We start from the raw sequence: 20,106 nt of genomic DNA on the forward strand, positions 1-20,106 counted from the left end.
CCCGCTTTATGTGCAAGACCGTTTTGGCGCTAACCCGATTTATCGGGTGCGGAGGGAAGCCGGCGTCGTATCGTCGGTTCCGGCCCAAGGTTGATTAACTGACAGGGTCCGCTTGCGGCATTCCCTCGCCGCAACACAGAACGACCCTCTGGATGGACGAATATCCTCATGACTATCGCTGTTGAAAACCTCGGCAAGCTCGAGCGTCGCTTTACCATCACCCTGCCGAAGCAGGACGTTGAAAAAGAAGTTGCAGCGCGCATTCAGAAGCTGTCGAAGACGGTCCGTATGCCGGGCTTCCGTCCGGGCAAGGTGCCGCTGAAGATGGTCACCCAGCAGTATGGTGGTCAGGTCGAAGCCGAAGTCGTCAGCGACAAGGTCGGCCAGCAATTCTTCGAAGTCAGCAAGGAACAGGATCTGCGCGTGGCCGGTCAGCCGAGCTTCGCCCCGAAGGCTGACGCTGCTGCGACCGATTACGCATTCGACGCCACGTTCGAAGTCTATCCGGAAGTGAAGATCGGCGATCTGGCCACGGCCGAAGTGAGCCGTACCACGACCGATGTCTCGGAAGCCGAGATCGATCGCACCATCGACATCCTGCGTAAGCAGCGCGTGCACTACCACGTGCGCGGCGAAGCCGGCGCCCATGGCGACGGCGGCTCGGTCGAAGCCAAGGGCGGCGATCGCGTGACGGTCGACTTCGTCGGCAAGATCGACGGTGAAGTGTTCGCAGGCGGCAGCGCCGAAGACTTCGTCTTCGTGCTGGGCGAAGGCCGCATGCTCCCCGAATTCGAAACGGCAACGCTGGGCCTGAAGGTCGGCGAGTCGAAGGAATTCGAACTGAAGTTCCCGGACGAATACCACGGCAAGGAAGTGGCCGGTAAGACCGCCACGTTCACCGTCACGCTCAAGAAGGTCGAGTGGGCGCACCTGCCGGAAGTCGACGGCGAATTCGCCAAGTCGCTCGGCATCGCCGACGGCAGCATCGAAAAGATGCGCGCCGACATCAAGGAAAACCTGTCGCGCGAAGTGAAGCGTCGCACGCAGGCGCTCCTCAAGGATCAGGTCATGAACGCCCTGATCTCGGTGTCGGAACTCGACGTGCCGAACGCGCTGGTGGCTCAGGATCAGGAGCGTCTGGTGGCCATGGCTCGTCAGGACCTCGCACAACGCGGCGTGCCGAACGCCGGCAATGTGCCGATTCCGGCTGAGATGTTTAAGGAACAGGCCGAGCGTCGCGTGAAGCTGGGTCTGATCCTGGCCGAGTTGGTCAAGCAAAACGACCTGCAAGCGAAGCCGGACCAGATCAAGGCCGAAGTCGAAGAGTTCGCGAAGAGCTACGAAGACCCGCAAGAAGTCGTCCGCTGGTACTATGGCGATCAGCAGCGCATGGCGGAAATGGAAGGTTTCGTCGTCGAGAACAACGTGGTCGAGTTCGTCCTTGGCAAGGCCAAGGTGACCGACAAGCAAGTTAGCTTCGAAGAGCTGGCCGGCAACACGCAATCCTGATCGAACGCGACACGACCGACTGAACCGCCGCGGCCGCAAGGCCGTGGCGGTTCTTTTCCAAATGGCCTCCGGGCTTCCTCCTTGCGGCGCGCAAAACCATCTCGATAGAAGGGTCGAACCGATATGATTACCCGTTCCGAATTGCTCGCCCAACTCGCCTCCCAGACGCACAACTCCGCTCTCGACACGCAAGGCCTTGGCCTCGTGCCGATGGTCGTCGAGCAAAGTGGTCGTGGTGAGCGCGCTTACGACATCTATTCGCGACTCCTCAAGGAGCGCATCATTTTCATGGTTGGCGAGGTCAACGACCAAAGCGCCAACCTCGTCGTCGCCCAATTGCTGTTCCTCGAGAGCGAAAATCCTGACAAGGAAATCTCGATGTACATCAACTCGCCGGGCGGTTCCGTCTCGGCAGGTCTGGCGATCTACGACACGATGAAGTTCATCAAGCCGCCGGTCTCGACGCTGTGCCTCGGTATGGCTGCCAGCATGGGCGCCTTCCTGCTCGCCGCCGGTGAGAAGGGCAAGCGCTTCGCGCTGCCGAACGCACGCATCATGATCCACCAGCCGCTGGGCGGCGCTCGCGGTCAGGCATCGGACATCGAGATTCACGCCAAGGAAATCCTTTTGCTCAAGGATCGATTGAATCGTCTGCTGGCCGAGAATACCGGACAGTCGCTCGAAGTGATTGCGCGCGACACCGATCGCGACAACTTCAAGTCGGCGGCCGATGCCGTCGAGTATGGGTTGATCGATCGCGTGCTCGAAAAGCGTCCCTGATTCGGACCCGAATTCGGGGCGCCTGACGGCAAAATCGTTGGCGCGACACCAGGCATTTTCGTTTCGGGAAGCAGGGTGATCGCGCCAAGTCTTTGTCGTAAAAGGGAATTTATGGCTGTCGCGAGTGGGCCACACGCTCGTACGGCATGGCGTTACAATGGGATTCACGTATGCCGCGTTTGCCGCCCCCGACGGGGGACGACCGGGGCGCAAATTGCTAGCAGGCTGACACAGATATGGTGGATAAAAAAAGCACTTCCAACGGCGAAAAGCTGCTCTACTGCTCCTTCTGCGGAAAGAGCCAGCACGAGGTCAAGAAGCTCATCGCAGGTCCGTCCGTGTTCATTTGCGACGAGTGCATTGATCTGTGCAACGAGATTATTCGCGACGAGGCCGCAGCGGCCGAAGACGAGAATGGCAGCGGCGCCAAGTCCGATTTGCCGTCTCCGCAGGAAATTCGCGAGAGTCTCGATCAATACGTGATCGGTCAGGACCGAGCCAAGAAGATTCTGGCCGTTGCGGTCTACAACCATTACAAGCGATTGAAACACCTCGGCGACAAGCGCGACGAGGTCGAGCTTTCCAAGAGCAACATCTTGCTGATCGGGCCGACCGGTTCGGGCAAGACGCTGCTCGCGCAAACGCTCGCGCGTCTGCTCAACGTGCCCTTCGTGATTGCCGACGCCACCACACTGACCGAAGCCGGTTACGTGGGTGAGGACGTCGAAAACATCATTCAGAAGCTCCTGCAGAACTGCAACTACGAGATCGAGCAGGCGCAGAAGGGTATCGTCTACATCGACGAAATCGACAAGATCAGCCGCAAGTCGGACAATCCGTCGATTACGCGTGACGTGTCGGGCGAAGGCGTGCAGCAGGCGCTGCTCAAGCTGGTTGAAGGCACGATGGCTTCGGTGCCCCCGCAGGGCGGCCGCAAGCACCCGAACCAGGATTTCATCCAGGTCGACACGACGAACATCCTGTTCATTTGCGGCGGTGCGTTCGATGGTCTCGAAAAGATCATCATGAACCGTACCGAGAAGACCGGTATCGGCTTCGGTGCGACGGTGAAGACCGGTGAAGAGCGCGACGCAGGCGAACTGCTGCGCGACGTCGAACCGGAAGATCTGATCAAGTTCGGCCTGATTCCGGAACTGATCGGTCGTCTGCCGGTGGTTGCCACGTTGGGTAAGCTTGATGAAGAAGCGTTGGTGACGATCCTGATCGAACCGAAGAACGCACTGGTCAAGCAGTATCAGCGTCTGTTCCTGATGGAAGGCGTGGAACTGGAAATTCGTCCGGCGGCGCTGCATGCGGTGGCTCGCAAGGCCATCAAGCGCAAGACCGGCGCTCGCGGCCTGCGTTCGATCATCGAACAGGCGCTGCTGGAAGTGATGTACGAGTTGCCGTCGCTCAAGGGGGTAACCAAAGTGATCCTGGATGAGAATGCGATCAGCGGCGACGGAAAGCCGCTCTTGATCTATCAGGAGTCGCCCAAGGTTGCCGGTTCCAATTGAACGGTCAACTCAGCGCTACCCTAAGCCGTTCATGGAAACATGGACGGCTTTTTTTCCTTCATACTAGTGCCACGGGCAATGAAACCCCGAGTGGTGCAACTTGTTGGCGAAAGGGCGTGTTCAGCCCCTTGTAATTCTCGCCGGCGGCCTCAATTAGCTGGAACACAACGGTATCGTTAAATATGGGGAACGAGATGTCAGGCACCCAAATCCTCCCGCCCGAAGCGATTCAACTGCCCCTGTTGCCTCTGCGCGACGTGGTCGTGTTTCCGCACATGGTGATTCCCCTTTTCGTGGGGCGTCCGAAATCGATTAAAGCGCTTGAAACCGCGATGGAAGGCGGCAAGCACATCATGCTGGTCGCGCAGAAAGCCGCGGCCAAGGATGAGCCCACGGCCAAGGATCTCTATGAGATCGGCTGCGTGGCGAACATCCTGCAAATGCTCAAATTGCCCGACGGCACCGTCAAGGTGCTGGTCGAGGGTATCCAGCGCGCCCGCACCCTGAGTGTGGACGAAGAGGAAACCCAGTTCACGTCGGAAGTCATGCCGCTCGAACCGGATGACGGCAACTCGCCGGAATCCGAGGCGCTGCGTCGCGCGATCGTCGCGCAGTTCGATCAGTACGTGAAGCTCAACAAGAAGATTCCGCCGGAGATCCTGACGTCGCTGTCGGGGATCGACGAAGCGGGTCGTCTGGCTGACACCATCGCTGCGCATCTGCCGCTCAAGCTCGAGCAGAAGCAGAAGATTCTGGAGATGTTCCCGGTCATCGAACGTCTGGAGCATCTGCTGGCTCAGCTCGAAAGCGAGATCGACATTCTTCAGGTCGAAAAGCGCATCCGCGGCCGCGTGAAGCGTCAGATGGAAAAGAGCCAGCGCGAGTACTACCTGAACGAGCAGGTCAAGGCGATCCAGAAGGAACTTGGCGAAGGCGAGGAAGGTGCGGATCTCGAAGAACTCGAGAAGCGCATCAAGGCCGCGCACTTGCCCAAGGAAGCCAAGAAGAAGGCCGACGCCGAACTCAAGAAGCTCAAGCTGATGTCGCCGATGTCGGCGGAAGCCACGGTCGTGCGTAACTACATCGACACGCTGGTCGGTCTGCCGTGGCGCAAGAAGAGCAAGGTCAACAACGACCTGTCGAACGCCGAGAAGGTGCTCGACGAAGACCACTTCGGTCTCGAGAAGGTCAAGGAACGTATCCTTGAGTATCTTGCTGTGCAACAGCGCGTGGACAAGGTGAAGGCGCCGATCCTGTGCCTCGTGGGGCCCCCCGGCGTGGGCAAGACCTCGCTCGGTCAGTCGATCGCGCGTGCGACGAACCGCAAGTTCGTGCGCATGGCGTTGGGCGGTGTGCGTGACGAGGCCGAGATTCGCGGTCACCGTCGCACGTACATCGGTTCGATGCCCGGCAAGATCCTTCAGAGCCTGTCGAAGGTCGCCGTGCGTAACCCGCTGTTCCTGCTCGACGAAGTGGACAAGATGGGCATGGACTTCCGCGGCGATCCCAGCTCGGCGTTGCTCGAAGTGCTCGATCCGGAACAGAACCACACGTTCTCGGATCACTATGTCGAAGTCGACTTCGATCTGTCGGACGTGATGTTCGTGGCGACGTCGAACTCGCTGAACATTCCGGCGCCGCTGCTCGACCGTATGGAAGTGATCCGCCTGTCGGGCTACACGGAAGACGAAAAGGTCAACATCGCCCAGCGTTATCTCCTGCCGAAGCAGAAGAAGAACAACGGGTTGAAGGAAGGCGAAATCGATCTGACGGAAGCCGCGATTCGCGACATCATTCGTTACTACACGCGTGAAGCGGGCGTGCGTTCGCTCGAGCGTGAGATCTCGAAGATTTGCCGCAAGGTCGTGAAGATGTTGCTGCTCAAGAAGGTCGACGGCTCGTCGATCAAGGTCGATGCGGGCAACCTCGATAACTTCCTGGGCGTGCGCAAGTTCGACTTCGGTCTGGCCATGAAGGAAAACCAGATCGGCCAGGTCACGGGTCTGGCGTGGACGGAAGTGGGCGGCGATCTGCTGACCATCGAAGCTGCGCTGATGCCGGGCAAGGGCAACATCATTCGCACGGGTTCGCTCGGCGACGTGATGAAGGAGTCGGTCGAAGCGGCCCGCTCGGTGGTGCGTTCGCGTGCACGTCGCCTCGGTGTGACCGACGAGCAGTTCGAGAAGAAGGACATCCACATCCACGTGCCCGAAGGCGCGACGCCGAAGGACGGTCCGTCTGCCGGTATCGCGATGACGACGGCGCTCGTGTCGGTGCTGACCGGAATTCCGGTGCGTGCCGATGTGGCGATGACCGGCGAAATCACGCTGCGTGGCGAAGTGCTGCCGATCGGCGGCCTCAAGGAGAAGTTGCTTGCGGCTCACCGCGGCGGTATCAAGCTGGTGTTGATTCCGGAAGAGAACGTGAAGGATCTCGCCGAGATTCCCGACACGGTCAAGAACGCGCTGGAGATCGTGCCGGTGCGCTGGATCGACAAGGTGCTGGAGCTCGCACTGGAGCATGCGCCGACGCCGCTGCCGGAAGAGGAAGCCAAGGGCGCACCGGTCACGCCGAATGCGGATGCCAGCGGTAAGCAGGACGTCATCAAGCACTGATCGCTGTTTTCATCGGGTGAGTGATCGCAGGTCGGGTCACTGCCCGGTGAAAAAATGCGCAAAAAGCTCGGGGTTTTCCCCGGGCTTTTTTTATTGACGCAATGTGCTCGAAAATAGCGACCGGAAAGCATTGATTCAGGAGTGCTTCCGATGCCGTCCAGAGGCCGCAAAACGGCTTGACATCAGGGTTTGCGGCTTGTCTAATGGCAAAGCCAGCGGACCTCTCAGATCAATGTCAAGGCGCATCAAGAGCGCCTCCGCGGCTCAATCGCCTACTATCCTTGCAAGGGGGTTACAGTGAATAAGACGGAACTGATCGATCACATCGCAAAAGAGGCAGACGTTTCGAAAGCCGCTGCCGGTCGAGCACTTGACGCATTGGTGGGTGCAGTAAAGAAGTCGCTGAAAAAAGGTGACGATGTGACGCTGGTTGGCTTTGGCACCTTTTACGTTACGAAGCGCGCTGCCCGAACGGGTCGCAATCCTCGCACTGGGGAAGCCATCAAGATCAAGGCGGCAAAGGTTCCGAAATTTCGCCCTGGCAAAGATCTCAAAGATAATGTAAACTGACCAGCTTTCCTGCTTCGGCAGGAGGCAGTAACAACAAGACAAAATCAGGAACGGGTGCTTAGCTCAGTTGGTAGAGCGGCGCCCTTACAAGGCGTAGGTCGGGGGTTCGAGCCCCTCAGCACCCACCAGTTCCAGATCTTGGGGAGCGGTAGTTCAGTTGGTTAGAATACCGGCCTGTCACGCCGGGGGTCGCGGGTTCGAGCCCCGTCCGCTCCGCCAAATTGTGAAAAGGCGAACTTCGGTTCGCCTTTTTTGCCATATAGCGTCATAAAACGCATCCAGACGACTCTTCCGATTTCGTATGTTCGACTTCATTCGCCGACATCAACGCTTGGTCCTCATCTTCCTGACGGTGCTGATTGTCCCGTCGTTCGTGGTGTTTGGCGTGCATGGCTGGCAGGAATACGCCTCGGATGCCGGTACGATTGCCAAGGTCGGCGATCAGACCGTGACGCGTCAGGAGTACGACAGCGTGCTGCGCGCACAGACCGAACGCATGCAGCAGATGTTCGGTGGCGCCGTCGATGCGAGCCAGATCAACACGCCGGAAATGCGCAGCGCAGTGCTCGATAACCTGATTCAGCAGAAGCTGCTCACGCAGGAAACGCTGAAGAAGAATCTGTCGGTGCCCGACGCTCAGGTGCGCGATGCGCTGCTGGCCATTCCCGCGATCGCGCAGATGCGTCGCCCGGATGGTTCGATCGATCAAGCCGCTTACGAGCAACTTCTGTCTGCACAGAATCTGACGCCGCAGCGTCTCGAAGCGCAGATCCGTTTCGAGCTGGCATCGAACCAGTTGCCGTCGAGCGTGCAGGCGAGCGCCATGTTGCCGAAGACGGTGGTGGATCGTTTCGCGCAACTGCGTTCGCAACAGCGTGACGTTGCGGCGCTCGACTTCCCGCTGTCGGACTACGCAAGCAAGATCGTGCCGACGCAGCAACAGATTCAGGCGTACTACGACGCACATCAGGCGGCTTTCCGCACGCCGGAATCCGCCGAGATTCAGTACGTCGTGCTCGACCCGAAGGCCATGCCGACGTCGGCGCAGGCAGCACCGAGCGACGATGCACTGCGTAAGATGTACAACGACAATCTGAAGCAGTACACGACGCAGGAAGAGCGCCGCGCCTCGCACATCCTGATCGCATCGCCGGCGGATGCCTCGCCCGCCGACCATGCGAAGGCGAAGGCCAAGGCCGAAGCCATCCTCGCGCAGATCAAGAAGAACCCGAACGACTTCGCCAAGCTCGCCAGCGAGAACTCGGAAGACCCGGGCTCGAAGGCCAATGGCGGCGATCTGGGCTTTTTCGCGCGCGACGCGATGGTCAAGCCGTTTGCCGATGCCGCTTTCTCGCTCAAGGGCGAAGGCGACATCAGCGATGTCGTGAAAAGCGATTTCGGCTATCACATCATCAAGCTGACGGGCATCAAGCCGTCGCAGACCAAGTCGTTCGATGAAGTGAAGTCGCAACTGGCCGATCAGTATCGTCAGCAGGAAGCTGCCAAGAGCTACGCCAAGCTTGCCGACCAGTTCACGAACTCGGTGTACGAGCAGCCTGACAGCCTGCAACCGGTGGCCGACAAGCTGAACCTCAAGGTGCAGACCGCGAAGGTGACACGCACGCCGGACGCTGCGCTGGCCCAGAGCCCGCTCGGTAACGAGAAACTGCTCAAGGCCGTATTCGGCGACGAGTCGCTCAAGAACAAGCGCAACACCGAAGCCGTGGATGTCGGTCAGGGTGTGCTGGTGTCCGCTCACGTGGTGAACTATCACCCGGCCGCGACGCCGCCGCTCGCACAGATCGAGGCACAGGTGAAGCAGATGGCGACTGCCGATCTGGCAGAGCAGGAAGCGAAGAAGGCTGGTGAAGCCAAGCTCGAAGCGCTCAAGAAGGGCGGTGACGCGGCGTTCGGCGCTGTGCAGACTGTCTCGCGTGACAATCCGGGCAAGCTTGCGCCCAGCGCATTGACGGCCATCTTCAGTGCCGACACGAGCAAGCTGCCGGCCTATGTGGGCGTCGCGTTGGGCGAAGGTCAGGGCTACGCGGTGTATCGCATCAGCAAGGTATCGCAGCCGGCAGGGCAGGACGCGCAGCGTCTGGCCGCCGAAGCGCAGCAGCTCAGCCAGTTGGCAGCGCAAGCGGAGTGGAACGCATGGCTGGGTGACTTGCGCGCGCGTTCGAAGGTCAAGATCGTGAACGACGTGACGAAGGCGTCGGGCAACTGATCGCAGCACACGCCCGTCTGTCGGAATGAAAAACGGCCAACTGAGTTGGCCGTTTTTTTATGCGCCGGACTTTGGCGATCTGGAGTCTGCGGCCTTGGCCGGCGGCTTGCCAGCGGGTTTGAGCAACGGTTTCACCGTCGGCCAGACGTTTTGCAGAATCATGGGATGCGCTTTGGCCAGCGGATGAATCTGATCCTGCTGGAACCAGTCCGGATGCTCGGCAACACCGGCGAGCAGGAACGGGACATAGCCGGTCTTTTCCTGCCTGGCGACGGTGGAGAACATCGTGAAGAACTGCTCGCTATAGTCGGGGCCGTAGTTCGGCGGGATACGCATGCCGACGACGATCACCCGGCTGCCGGCCTTGCGCGATGCGGCGATCATTTCACGCAGATTGCTGCGTGTGAGGTCGAGCGGAATGCCGCGCAGCGCGTCGTTGCCGCCGAGTTCGATGATCGTGACGGCCGGATGGTAGCGATCGAGCAAGGGGGCGAGCCGCGCGCGTCCGCCGCTCGTGGTGTCACCGCTGATACTTGCGTTGACGACGTTATAATCGAAGCCGCCTTGTGTGATCGTCTGCTGCATCAGATTGACCCAGCCGGCGCCTCGCGCAATGCCATATTCCGCCGAAAGGCTGTCGCCTACGACGAGAATCGTCGGCGCGCCAGAACTTGCCGCGTTCGCTGCGGTCCCTGTCAGCATGCACCAGCCAATGACGGCTGAGGCGGCCAATTTCAAGAACTCTCTTCTTGCCATGTCGTTTTCCGAAAACGTTATTGAAGTACGGGGTCTGGGCAAACGGTTGCGCGACGCCACCGGTGAGCTTGTCATTTTGCAGGATATCGACTTTGCCGTCGCGAAAGGCCAGAGTGTGGCGATCGTGGGGGCGTCGGGATCCGGGAAGTCCACATTGCTCGGTCTGATGGCCGGGCTCGACACCGCCACGGATGGCAGCATCACGCTGCTGGGCCAGTCGCTGGGTGAACTCGACGAGGAAGGACGTGCCGCATTGCGGCGCGGTGCCGTTGGTTTCGTCTTCCAGTCTTTCCAGTTGATGCCGCACCTGACAGCGCTCGAAAACGTGATGCTTCCCCTCGAATTGCTGGGTGAGACACGTGAAGTGCGTAATCGTGCCGTCAAATTGCTCGAACAGGTGGGGTTGGGGTCGCGTCTGACGCACTATCCGAAGCAACTCTCCGGCGGTGAGCAGCAGCGCGTGGCGCTTGCGCGGGCATTCGTTACCGAACCTACGGTGCTGTTCGCCGACGAGCCGACGGGCAGCCTCGACACGGCCACAGGCGAGCGGGTCATCGATCTGATGTTCTCGCTCAACGAGGCGAGCGGGGCGACGCTGGTGCTGGTCACGCACGATCTGGCCATTGCGCAGCGCTGCGATGCCACTGTGCAACTCGCGGGTGGTCGGGTGGTCAACGGCGCTGCCGTCTGAGTACAGGACACCCCAAAAAAAGGAGAAGCCGCACTGGCTTCTCCTTTTTTACGTCCGGGCCTTTGATGTCGGCGCCTGCCGTCAGATCTTCTTCTTGAGCGCCTCGCCGGCAATGCGGATCAGCGAGACCGTCGATGCGTCGTGCGCACCGGGCTTCAGTGAGTCGGGGTCGTTCAGTTCGGGTTCGATCGCGCGGCACAGCGTCTTGCCCAGCTCTACGCCCCATTGGTCGAACGGATTGATGTTCCAGATGGCAGCCTGAACGAATACCTTGTGTTCGTAGAGCGCGATCAGCGCACCGAGCCGCTCCGGCGTCAACTTGTCGATGACCAGCGTGTTGCTAGGACGGTTGCCGTCGAAGCGACGCTGTGCAGCAAGTGGCCCGCCAGCTTGCTCGGGCGTCGCCATCGAACCGCCTTGCAGGAATGCCTCGCTTTGCGCGAAGCAATTGGCCAGCAGCTTGCGATGGTGATCGAGGTAAGCGGGCTGGTCGTATTGCGGTTCGAGCACGGCAATGAAATCGACCGGTACGAGCGTCGTGCCCTGATGCAGCATCTGGAAGTACGCGTGCTGGCCGTTGGTACCCGGCTCGCCCCAGATGATCGGCGCGGTTTGCCACGAGACGGGGGAGCCATCGACCTGCACCGACTTGCCGTTGCTCTCCATATCGAGCTGTTGCAGGTACGGCGGGAGCTTTTGCAGCGCGTCGGTGTAGGGGGCGATGGACAGCGTCTGCGCGTCGAAGAAGTTGCGATACCAGATGCCGAGCAGGCCGAGCAGCACCGGCATGTTGGCTTCGAGCGGGGCGTGACGGAAGTGTTCGTCCATCGCATGCGCGCCACTGAGCAGGGCATCGAAATGCGCCGCACCCAGATAAAGCATCACGATCAGGCCGACAGAGGACCACAGGGAATAGCGCCCCCCGACCCATTCGCCGAACTGGAACACGTTCTCGCGAAGAATGCCGAACTTCATGGCTTCGTCGACGTTGGTCGACACAGCGACGAAATGCCTGTTGAGTTCGCCCTCGGGAATGCCGTTCTCGATGAGCCATGCGCGAATGGTGCGCGCATTGGTCATGGTCTCGAGCGTCGTGAACGTCTTCGAGCAGACGACTACCAGTGTCGATTCCGGGTCGAGCGTCGGCAACGTGCGAGCGAGTTCCGTCGGGTCGATGTTGGCGATGAAGTGTGCCGAGAGATCTGCGCGGCCATAGACGGCGAGGGCGTCGCACACCATGCGCGGCCCCAGATCCGAGCCACCGATTCCCACGTTGATCAGATGCTTGATGCGTTTGCCCGTTGCGCCGACCCAGCGCCCGTCGCGAACCCGTTCGCTGAAGTCGCGCATGCGCGAGAGCGTTTCGCGCACGCCCTGGCTGACGTCGCCTGACGTGTCATGAAACGAGACGTCTTTCGGCGCGCGTAGCGCAATGTGCAACGCTGCGCGATCTTCGGTCACGTTGACGTGTTGACCGTCCCACATGGCATCGCGCTTGGCCGGCAGATGGCATTCGCGTGCGAGATGGGTGAGCAACGTGCGCGTTTTCTCGGTAATGCGATTCTTCGAATAGTCGAGATAGAGACCCGCAGCGTGCAGCGAGAAAGTTTCGACGCGTGTCTCGGCCCCCGAGCCGGCAAACCAGTCGCGCATCTGTTGTGCAGCGATCTCGTCGCGGTGTTCGAGGAGGGTGAGCCAGGCAGGAAGTTGGTCCAGACGAACGGATGTCTTGTACGGCATGTGCGGTAGGGCCATTTCGATAAGGCGAAGTATAACGGGTGTCGCTGCGAAATTACGCTGAAATGCGACGGCGGGCCGCTGTGGCCTATGGTGTCAGTGCTCGCAATTCTCGCAATTCGGCGCGAATGGCGGGCAGGAGTTCGGACGCGGTCAATCCTGCGGGTCCGATGCCGTTCGCCACACAGCGCTGCGCGGCTTTGCCATGCAGCCATACCGCCGCCAGTGCCGCCTGGGGTGCGGGCATCCCTTGTACGAGCAACGCGCCGATCGCGCCGGTCAGCACGTCGCCGGTGCCTGCGGTGGCGAGCCCGGCATTGCCCGTCGTGTTGATCCAGGCATGCGCACCATCGTCGACGATACTGCCGGAGCCCTTGAGCACCACCGTCGCGCCGAAATGCTGCGCCAGCGCGCGTGCCGACGCCAGACGATCCGACTGAATACGAGCGACATCGCAACCTGCCAGCCGTGCGGCTTCCAGCGGGTGCGGCGTGAGGACCGTCGGCCCGGCACGTCGGCGCACGCGTTCGGCAAGTGACGGCTCTGCGGCGAGCAGATTGAGTGCATCCGCATCGATGACCAGTGGCGTATGGTCGAGCGCGAGTGCACGTGACAGGCACGCTGCGGACGCCGCCGATGTGCCGAGCCCCGGCCCGATGCAGACCGCCTGCATCGTCGTGAGATCGAGGTCTTCGGCGAGCCGCAGCATCAGTTCGGGATGTACGGGGTCCCACGTCGGCGCGTCGTGCGCGACGAAGCCGACGTAGACGCGCCCCGCGCCCGCCATCAAACCGGTGCGCGCCGAGAGCATCGGTGCGCCGACCATGCCGTGCTGTCCGCCGAGTACGGCGAGCGATCCGTAGCTGCCTTTGTGAGACGCGTGATGGCGCAGCGGCAGATCGGCGACGAACACGCTGGGGGCGCTGGTCGAGAGGGCGCCGTCGTCATGACGTGCCAGCGCCGCTTCGGCGCCCAGCTTCGCCACGAGGACGTCGCCAGCCGCGTCGCGGCCGAGGCCCGTCAACAGTCCCGGGCAGGCGCCCAGCATGGCGATCGTCACATCCGCGTGAATGACAGGACCGTCGGCGACGCCGGTGGCCGCCATCAGCCCGCTGGGGATGTCGATTGCGAGCACGGGCGTGCCTTGTTCATGGGCGTACGCGATATTGCGGACGAGCGCTGCGGCGGGGCCTTCCAGCGCGCGAGAGAGTCCAATGCCGAAAAGACCGTCGACGATCCATGCGTAGGCGCTGGGTTCGGGCCACGTCGATGGCGCGGGGCGCACCGGTACGCCGGCGGCAAGCGCTTCGGCGAGCGCCCAACGCGCATCGTCGGCGGCGGGCGGCGCCAGTTGCCAGACGTCGACCAGTACCCCCCATCGATGGAGTTCATGCGCGGCAACGTAGGCATCGCCGCCGTTGTTGCCGGGGCCGGCGAGCAACAGCACGGGTTGTCGGCCGGCACTTGCGAGGGCAGGCAGGCGGCTGTAAAGCCAACGCGCGACTGCGGCACCGGCGCGGGCCATCAGGGTGTGCGGTGGGAGCGTTGCGGCGGCGACGCGTTCGACATCGCGCAGCGCGCCGGGCAGGTACAAACTCAGCGAGGCTATCGGGTGCACGGCCTCGGATACGCTATCGGGGCGCGAGGAGGATGCATGCGGGCGAGCAAGCGGACTGGCGTTGGCAGGGGAGGCATCGGTCGTGACGGCGGTTGCGTCATTGACACGCAAAGAATCGGACATGACAGTCAGGGCTCCCGGAGACGAGGGCGGCGAGCGCAAGGTATGGTGTCACGCCCCGGGGGAGAACACGTGGCGGGCGCCACACACGATGCGAACCGATCTGGAGATTATGCCGCCAATCCCCCGTTCTGCCTGCCGGTGCGAATCCCGACATGGTGTCGGTGATGTCCGACACGGCGTTGCCGCATGTCGCTCCGTCTCTTGCACTGGGCGCAGGATTGGGCAGCGAAGGGGTGAGCGGGATGAAAGGGGATGAGAAGGACGCAATGGGCGAGGGCCGGGCGGCCCTCGGGAAGCCATGCCAGCACCGCCCGGGCCGGCCTGGCGATCCTTTAGCGGTCGTAGCGCGCGAGGGTCAGTCCGTTGAGATCGATCTCGGGCGTCTGTCCGGAGATGACGTCGGCGAGTACGCGTCCCGAGCCGCAGGCCATCGCCCAGCCGGTCGAGCCGTGGCCGACATTGAGGAAGATGCCGGGCAGGTGCGTGGCACCGAGCAGCGGCGGACCATCGGGCAACATCGGACGCGCCCCGACCCATGCCCGTGCTTCACGGTACTTGCCGGCGCCGGGGAACCAGTCCGTCGCCACCTTGTAGAGCGTGGCGATCGCGCGCTCGCGCAGAACGAGCTGCGTGTCACCCAATTCGGCCGTGCCGGCAATGCGCAGGCGATTGCCTTGCGGGGTGATCGCGGTCTTGTACGACTCGTCCATGACGGCGATGCGCGGGCTGAATAGTTCGGTCTTCACCGGCACCGTGATTGAGTAACCCTTGATCGGCCACAGCGGCAGATCGATGCCCAGCGGTCGCAGCAGCGACGTGCTGGCGACGCCCGCAGCGATCACCACGGCGTCGGCTTCGAGCGACGCCTTCTGACCGTTCTGCGCCGTGCTCGCCGTCTCGACGGTCACGCCGGCGCGGCCGACGTTCGGACGAACGGACAGCACGGTCGTTTCCGTGGCGAGCGTCACGCCCATGTCACGGGCGATCTGCGCGAGGCGCTTGGTGAAAAGCGGGCAGTTGCCGGTCTCGTCGCGCGGCAGATGCAGACCGCCTGCTAGCGGGGCATCGGTCGAGAGCGCGGGTTCGAGCTTGCGGCACTCGTCTGCGCTCAACAGGCGATGCGGCACCTCGTTCTCGGTGAGCATGGCGCGCGCCGGCTCGTTCATCTTGATTTCGCGTTCGGTACGGAACAGTTGCAGGTAACCCTGCGTGTGTTCGTATTCGAAAACGTGACTTTCGCGCAGTTCGTGCAGGCAACGCTGACTGTAGAACGCCAGACGCTGCATTCGTTCGCGATTGGCGCGATAGCGATCGAGCTTGCACTCGCGCAGCCAGCGTGCCGCCCAGCGCCACGTGCCGGCGGACAGGCCGGGCCGGAAGATGAGCGGGCTGGCCGAGCTGAACATGTAGCCCAGCAGTTTGCGCGGCATGCCGGGCGCTGCCCAGGGCGTGACGTAGCCCGGCGCGATGACGCCTGCATTGCCGAAACTGCTCTCTTGCGCAACCGTGCTATTGCGCTCGATGAGCGTGACCGTGTGCCCCGCGGCGGCCAGATAGTAGGCGGTACACGTGCCAATGACCCCGCCGCCGATAACGATGACCTTCATTCCCAACCGTCTGGTGTGTGGCGAACGCCCGTTCGTTCGCTTGTTAGTGTCGTTCTATGACGTGCTGCGAGCCCGGAAACCGGCGGAAATCGACCGTAATCGACCCATGGTGGCCAAAATCGGGTGCATCGCGGCCCGTTTGGATACGGGGCGCATAGGTTACCAGAGAGACGCCCTCACAGGGCGGGACGCCACCAAGAATGACCGTCTCACACTCGGGTATAACCCGGGGTAAGCAGGGTATAATCCCGGTTTGTCGTTCCCCCGCGTTCTGAACGCCTCGCCTTCCGTCCTTCCATGACTCACATTGCCTGCTTCGCCGGCGCCTTGGCGCTCTCCGAATTCCGCCAGCAACGTCTTCTGCAGACCCTGCAAGCCATCGACAGTTCGATCGTGCGCATCGACGCCCGCTACGTGCACCTCGTAGCCAGTGCCGAACCGCTCTCGAATGACGACGTGGCGCGCGTGGCCGGTCTGCTCACTTACGGTGAGCCGGTACGCGAGGAGCCGGTCGGCGATCAACTGTTGGTGATCCCGCGTCTGGGCACGATTTCGCCGTGGGCGAGCAAGGCCACCGATATCGCCCGCAACTGCGGTATCGACCACGTACGTCGCATCGAGCGCGCCGTCGAATACACGATCGGCGTGAAGTCGGGCCTGCTGGGCGGCAAGAAGTCGCTCGCGCCCGAGGTGCTGGTGCAGGTCGCCGCCGTGCTGCACGACCGTATGACCGAAGCGGTTGTCGCCACGCGCAAGGACGCCGAAGCGCTCTTCGTCGAACTGCCGGCCAAGCCGCTGCAGACGATCGACGTGATCGGCGCAGGCCGCAGCGCGCTCGAAGCCGCGAACCGGGATCTGGGGCTGGCGCTGGCCGAAGACGAGATCGATTATCTGGTCGATGCCTTCACGTCGCTCAAGCGCAACCCGACCGACGTCGAACTGATGATGTTCGCGCAGGCCAACAGCGAACATTGCCGTCACAAGATTTTCAATGCGAACTGGACCATCGACGGCCAGGTGCAGGACAAGTCGCTGTTCCAGATGATCAAGAACACGCACCAACTGCACCCGCAGGGCACGGTGGTGGCGTATTCGGACAACGCTTCGGTGATGGAAGGCGCCGAAGTCGAGCGCTGGTATCCGCGTGGCGCCGACGGCAAGTACGGCCGCAGCGTCGAACTCACGCACACGCTGATGAAGGTGGAGACGCACAACCACCCGACCGCCATTTCGCCGTTCCCCGGCGCCTCGACGGGCGCGGGCGGCGAGATTCGCGACGAAGGCGCGACGGGCCGTGGATCCACGCCGAAGTCGGGCCTGACGGGGTTCACCGTCTCGAATCTGGCGCTGCCGGACGCGCGCGAATCGTGGGAAACCGATCGCGACGTGGCGGTGCCGCCGTCGCTGCGCAAGCCGGACGACATCGGTAGCGACTACGGTCGCCCGGATCGTATCGCGTCGCCGCTTCAGATCATGATCGACGGCCCGCTCGGCGGCGCTGCGTTCAACAACGAATTCGGCCGTCCGAACCTCGGCGGTTACTTCCGCGCCTACGAACAGAACGTGGGCGGTCGTGTGCGCGGCTATCACAAGCCGATCATGATCGCGGGCGGCATGGGCAACATCGCCGCGCAGCATACGCACAAGCACGACCTGCCGGCCGGTACGCTGCTCATCCAGATCGGCGGCCCGGGCATGCGCATCGGGATGGGCGGCGGCGCCGCCAGCTCGATGGCGACGGGTACCAACACGGCTGAACTCGACTTTGATTCGGTGCAGCGTGGCAACCCGGAAATCGAGCGTCGCGCGCAGGAAGTCATCAACTGGTGCTGGCGTCAGGGCGAAGCCAACCCGATCCTGTCGATTCACGACGTGGGCGCGGGGGGGATTTCGAACGCGTTCCCGGAACTGGTCGATGGTGCCAGCAAGGGCGCGCGTTTCGACCTGCGTCAGGTGCAGCTCGAAGAGTCGGGCATGTCGCCAGCCGAAATCTGGAGTAACGAAGCGCAGGAGCGCTACGTGCTCGCCATTGCGCCGGACAGCTTCCCGGCGTTCCAGGAAATTTGCCAGCGCGAGCGTTGCCCGGTGGCGGTCGTGGGTATCGCCACGGACGAGCGTCAGCTGAAGCTCGTCGATCCGATGCATCCGGAGTCGCCGGACCCGGTCGACATGCCGATGGACGTGCTGCTCGGCAAGCCGCCGCGCATGCACCGCGACGTCAAGCGCGCGAAGCAGGAACTGCCGCCGGTCGACGTGACCGGTCTGTCGCTCGACGATGTGGCGCGTGCCGTGTTGCGTCACCCGACGGTGGCCAGCAAGTCGTTCCTGATTACCATCGGTGACCGTACCGTGGGCGGACTGACCGCTCGCGATCAGATGGTCGGCCCGTGGCAGGTGCCGGTGGCCGATTGCGCCATCTCGCTGATGGACTACGCCGGGTATCGCGGCGAAGCGATGACGATGGGCGAGCGCACGCCGCTGGCCGTCATCGATGCCCCGGCATCGGGACGCATGGCGGTTGGCGAAGCCATCACCAACATTGCGGCGGCGCCGATTGCGTCGCTCGATCAGATCAAGTTGTCGGCCAACTGGATGGCGGCCTGCGGCACGGAGGGCGAAGACGCCGCGCTGTTTGACACCGTGAAGGCCGTCGGCATGGAGCTTTGCCCGGCGCTGGGTCTGTCGATTCCGGTGGGCAAGGATTCGCTGTCGATGCGCACCAAGTGGGATGACGCGGGGCGTGCGAAAGATGTGGTCGCCCCGGTCTCGCTGATCGTCTCGGCGTTCGCCCCGGTGGAAGACGTTCGCCGTCATCTCACGCCGCAACTGCGTTCGGTCGCAGATGCTGGCGAAACGGTGCTGATCGCCATCGATCTGGGTCACAGCAAGAATCGTCTGGGCGGCAGTATCCTCGCGCAGGTCACGCAGCAGATCGGCGACGTCACGCCGGATCTGGATGATCCGGCCGACCTCCAGCGCTTCTTCGACGTGATTCAGAAGCTCAACCGCGACGGCAAGCTGCTCGCCTATCACGATCGTTCAGACGGTGGTCTGTTCGCGACGGTGGCGGAAATGGCGTTTGCCGGTCACGTCGGTGTCTCGCTCAACGTCGACATGCTGACGCTCGACGAAGGCTTCGAGTCCGACTATGGCGACGCCAAGGATTGGGCGAAGCAGACGGTGGGTCGTCGTGAAGACAAGACGTTGCGTGCGCTCTTCTCGGAAGAGCTGGGTGGCGTGATTCAGGTGCGCGCCGCAGAGCGCGACACCGTGCTGCAGACGTTGCGCGAAGCGGGCCTGTCGTCCGTTACGAACGTGATCGGCAAGCCGAATACGAACGACGTCATCGAGATTTATCGCGACGCCAAGAAGATCTTCGGTGCGTCGCGTGCCGAACTGCAACGCGTTTGGACGGAAGTGAGCTGGCGTATCGCGCGTCTGCGCGACAACCCGGCAGCGGCCGATGCCGAGTACGAAGCGCTGAACGACACCAGCGATCCGGGCCTCTCGCCGAAGCTGACGTTCGACCCGAGCGAAGATGTGGCGGCGCCGTTCGTTTCGACGGGCGCGCGTCCGAAGGTCGCGATCCTGCGCGAGCAGGGCGTGAACTCGCATCTGGAAATGGCTTACGTGCTGGACAAGGCCGGTTTCGAAGCTTATGACGTCCACATGAGCGATCTGCTTGCGGGCCGTCACTCGCTGGAGGCGTTCAAGGGCTTCATCGCGTGCGGTGGCTTCTCGTATGGCGACACGCTGGGCGCCGGTGAGGGCTGGGCGAAGACGATTCTGTTCAACCCGTCGCTGGCCGAGCAGTTCGCGGGCTTCTTCAATCGCGCCGACACGTTTGCGCTGGGTGTCTGTAACGGTTGCCAGATGATGAGCAACCTGTCGAACCTGATCCCGGGCGCAGCGGCATGGCCGAAGTTCACGTACAACCAGTCGAAGTACGAAGCGCGTCTCACGCAAGTCGAAGTGCTCGATTCGCCGTCGCTGTTCTTCAAGGACATGGCCGGCTCGCAGTTGCCGATCGTCATTGCGCACGGTGAAGGCTTCGCTAACTTCGGTCAGCAGGGCAACATCGATCAGGCGATCGCTGCCATGCGTTTCGTCGACCATCGTGGTCAGCCGACCGAGCAATATCCGTTCAACCCGAACGGTTCGCCGCGCGGCCTGACGGCGGTCACGACCGGCGACGGCCGTTTCACCGTGATGATGCCGCACCCGGAGCGCGTGTTCCGCACCGTACAGATGAGCTGGGCGCCGGAGCAGTGGGGCGAAGATAGCCCGTGGATGCGCATGTTCCGTAACGCCCGTCGTTGGGTGGCCTGATCGCGTGAGTCGACGATGACTTCGCAG

The 20,106-nt window shown here is 62.3% G+C and carries 12 protein-coding genes and 2 tRNA genes; 10 read left to right on the forward strand and 4 right to left on the reverse strand.

What is annotated here, in order from left to right; all coding sequences use genetic code 11:
• Positions 1-168 precede the first annotated feature (168 nt).
• The 8 genes from tig (at position 169) to C5N93_RS25720 (ending at position 9,218) form a co-directional block, all read left to right on the forward strand.
• Entirely contained in the window at positions 169-1,509 is a 1,341-nt protein-coding gene (gene tig, locus C5N93_RS25685) for a trigger factor (protein ID WP_242561498.1), read from the forward strand.
• Positions 1,510-1,635: 126 nt separating this feature from the next.
• Positions 1,636-2,289: an ATP-dependent Clp endopeptidase proteolytic subunit ClpP gene (gene clpP / locus C5N93_RS25690; protein ID WP_044458178.1), complete on the forward strand. Its 654-nt coding sequence runs from the start codon at positions 1,636-1,638 to the stop codon at positions 2,287-2,289.
• A gap of 236 nt (positions 2,290-2,525) precedes the next feature.
• Positions 2,526-3,806: an ATP-dependent Clp protease ATP-binding subunit ClpX gene (gene clpX, locus C5N93_RS25695; RefSeq protein ID WP_069343777.1), complete on the forward strand. Its 1,281-nt coding sequence runs from the start codon at positions 2,526-2,528 to the stop codon at positions 3,804-3,806.
• Positions 3,807-4,000: 194 nt separating this feature from the next.
• On the forward strand, positions 4,001-6,421 hold the full coding sequence (gene lon / locus C5N93_RS25700; RefSeq protein WP_242561499.1) for an endopeptidase La: 2,421 nt from the start codon (positions 4,001-4,003) through the stop codon (positions 6,419-6,421).
• Positions 6,422-6,718: 297 nt separating this feature from the next.
• Positions 6,719-6,991 carry an HU family DNA-binding protein gene (locus tag C5N93_RS25705; RefSeq protein WP_069343783.1) on the forward strand — a complete coding sequence of 91 codons (273 nt, stop codon included), beginning with the start codon at positions 6,719-6,721 and terminating at the stop codon, positions 6,989-6,991.
• Between the two features lie 52 nt (positions 6,992-7,043).
• Positions 7,044-7,119 (forward strand) — tRNA-Val (locus C5N93_RS25710).
• Positions 7,120-7,133: 14 nt separating this feature from the next.
• Positions 7,134-7,210 (forward strand) — tRNA-Asp (locus tag C5N93_RS25715).
• An 82-nt stretch (positions 7,211-7,292) separates the two neighbouring features.
• A complete protein-coding gene (locus C5N93_RS25720; protein ID WP_242561500.1) occupies positions 7,293-9,218 on the forward strand; it encodes a SurA N-terminal domain-containing protein in 1,926 nt (641 codons plus the stop codon).
• Positions 9,219-9,275: 57 nt separating this feature from the next.
• Here the strand turns inward: C5N93_RS25720 and C5N93_RS25725 are convergent, their stop codons facing one another.
• Positions 9,276-9,920, reverse strand: a complete 645-nt coding sequence (locus tag C5N93_RS25725) for an arylesterase (RefSeq protein ID WP_242561530.1) — start codon at positions 9,918-9,920, stop codon at positions 9,276-9,278.
• 52 nt (positions 9,921-9,972) lie between these two features.
• Here C5N93_RS25725 and C5N93_RS25730 point away from each other — a divergent pair, with 52 nt between their 5' ends.
• Positions 9,973-10,665: an ABC transporter ATP-binding protein gene (locus C5N93_RS25730; RefSeq protein WP_069343309.1), complete on the forward strand. Its 693-nt coding sequence runs from the start codon at positions 9,973-9,975 to the stop codon at positions 10,663-10,665.
• Between the two features lie 81 nt (positions 10,666-10,746).
• Here C5N93_RS25730 and pgi read toward each other — a convergent pair whose 3' ends face one another.
• The 3 genes from pgi to C5N93_RS25745 form a co-directional block, all read right to left on the reverse strand.
• A complete protein-coding gene (gene pgi / locus C5N93_RS25735; protein WP_242561501.1) occupies positions 10,747-12,405 on the reverse strand; it encodes a glucose-6-phosphate isomerase in 1,659 nt (552 codons plus the stop codon).
• 85 nt (positions 12,406-12,490) lie between these two features.
• A complete protein-coding gene (locus C5N93_RS25740; RefSeq protein ID WP_242561502.1) occupies positions 12,491-14,143 on the reverse strand; it encodes an NAD(P)H-hydrate dehydratase in 1,653 nt (550 codons plus the stop codon).
• A gap of 332 nt (positions 14,144-14,475) precedes the next feature.
• Positions 14,476-15,750, reverse strand: coding sequence for a D-amino acid dehydrogenase (locus C5N93_RS25745; protein ID WP_242561503.1), 1,275 nt, complete (start codon positions 15,748-15,750; stop codon positions 14,476-14,478).
• A 297-nt stretch (positions 15,751-16,047) separates the two neighbouring features.
• Between C5N93_RS25745 and purL the strand changes: the two genes are divergently transcribed.
• Complete coding sequence (gene purL / locus C5N93_RS25750; RefSeq protein ID WP_242561504.1) at positions 16,048-20,079, forward strand: phosphoribosylformylglycinamidine synthase; 4,032 nt, start codon at positions 16,048-16,050, stop codon at positions 20,077-20,079.
• Positions 20,080-20,106 lie beyond the last annotated feature (27 nt).

The organism is Pandoraea sp. LA3, from assembly GCF_022696215.1.
Taxonomy (GTDB): domain Bacteria; phylum Pseudomonadota; class Gammaproteobacteria; order Burkholderiales; family Burkholderiaceae; genus Pandoraea; species Pandoraea capi.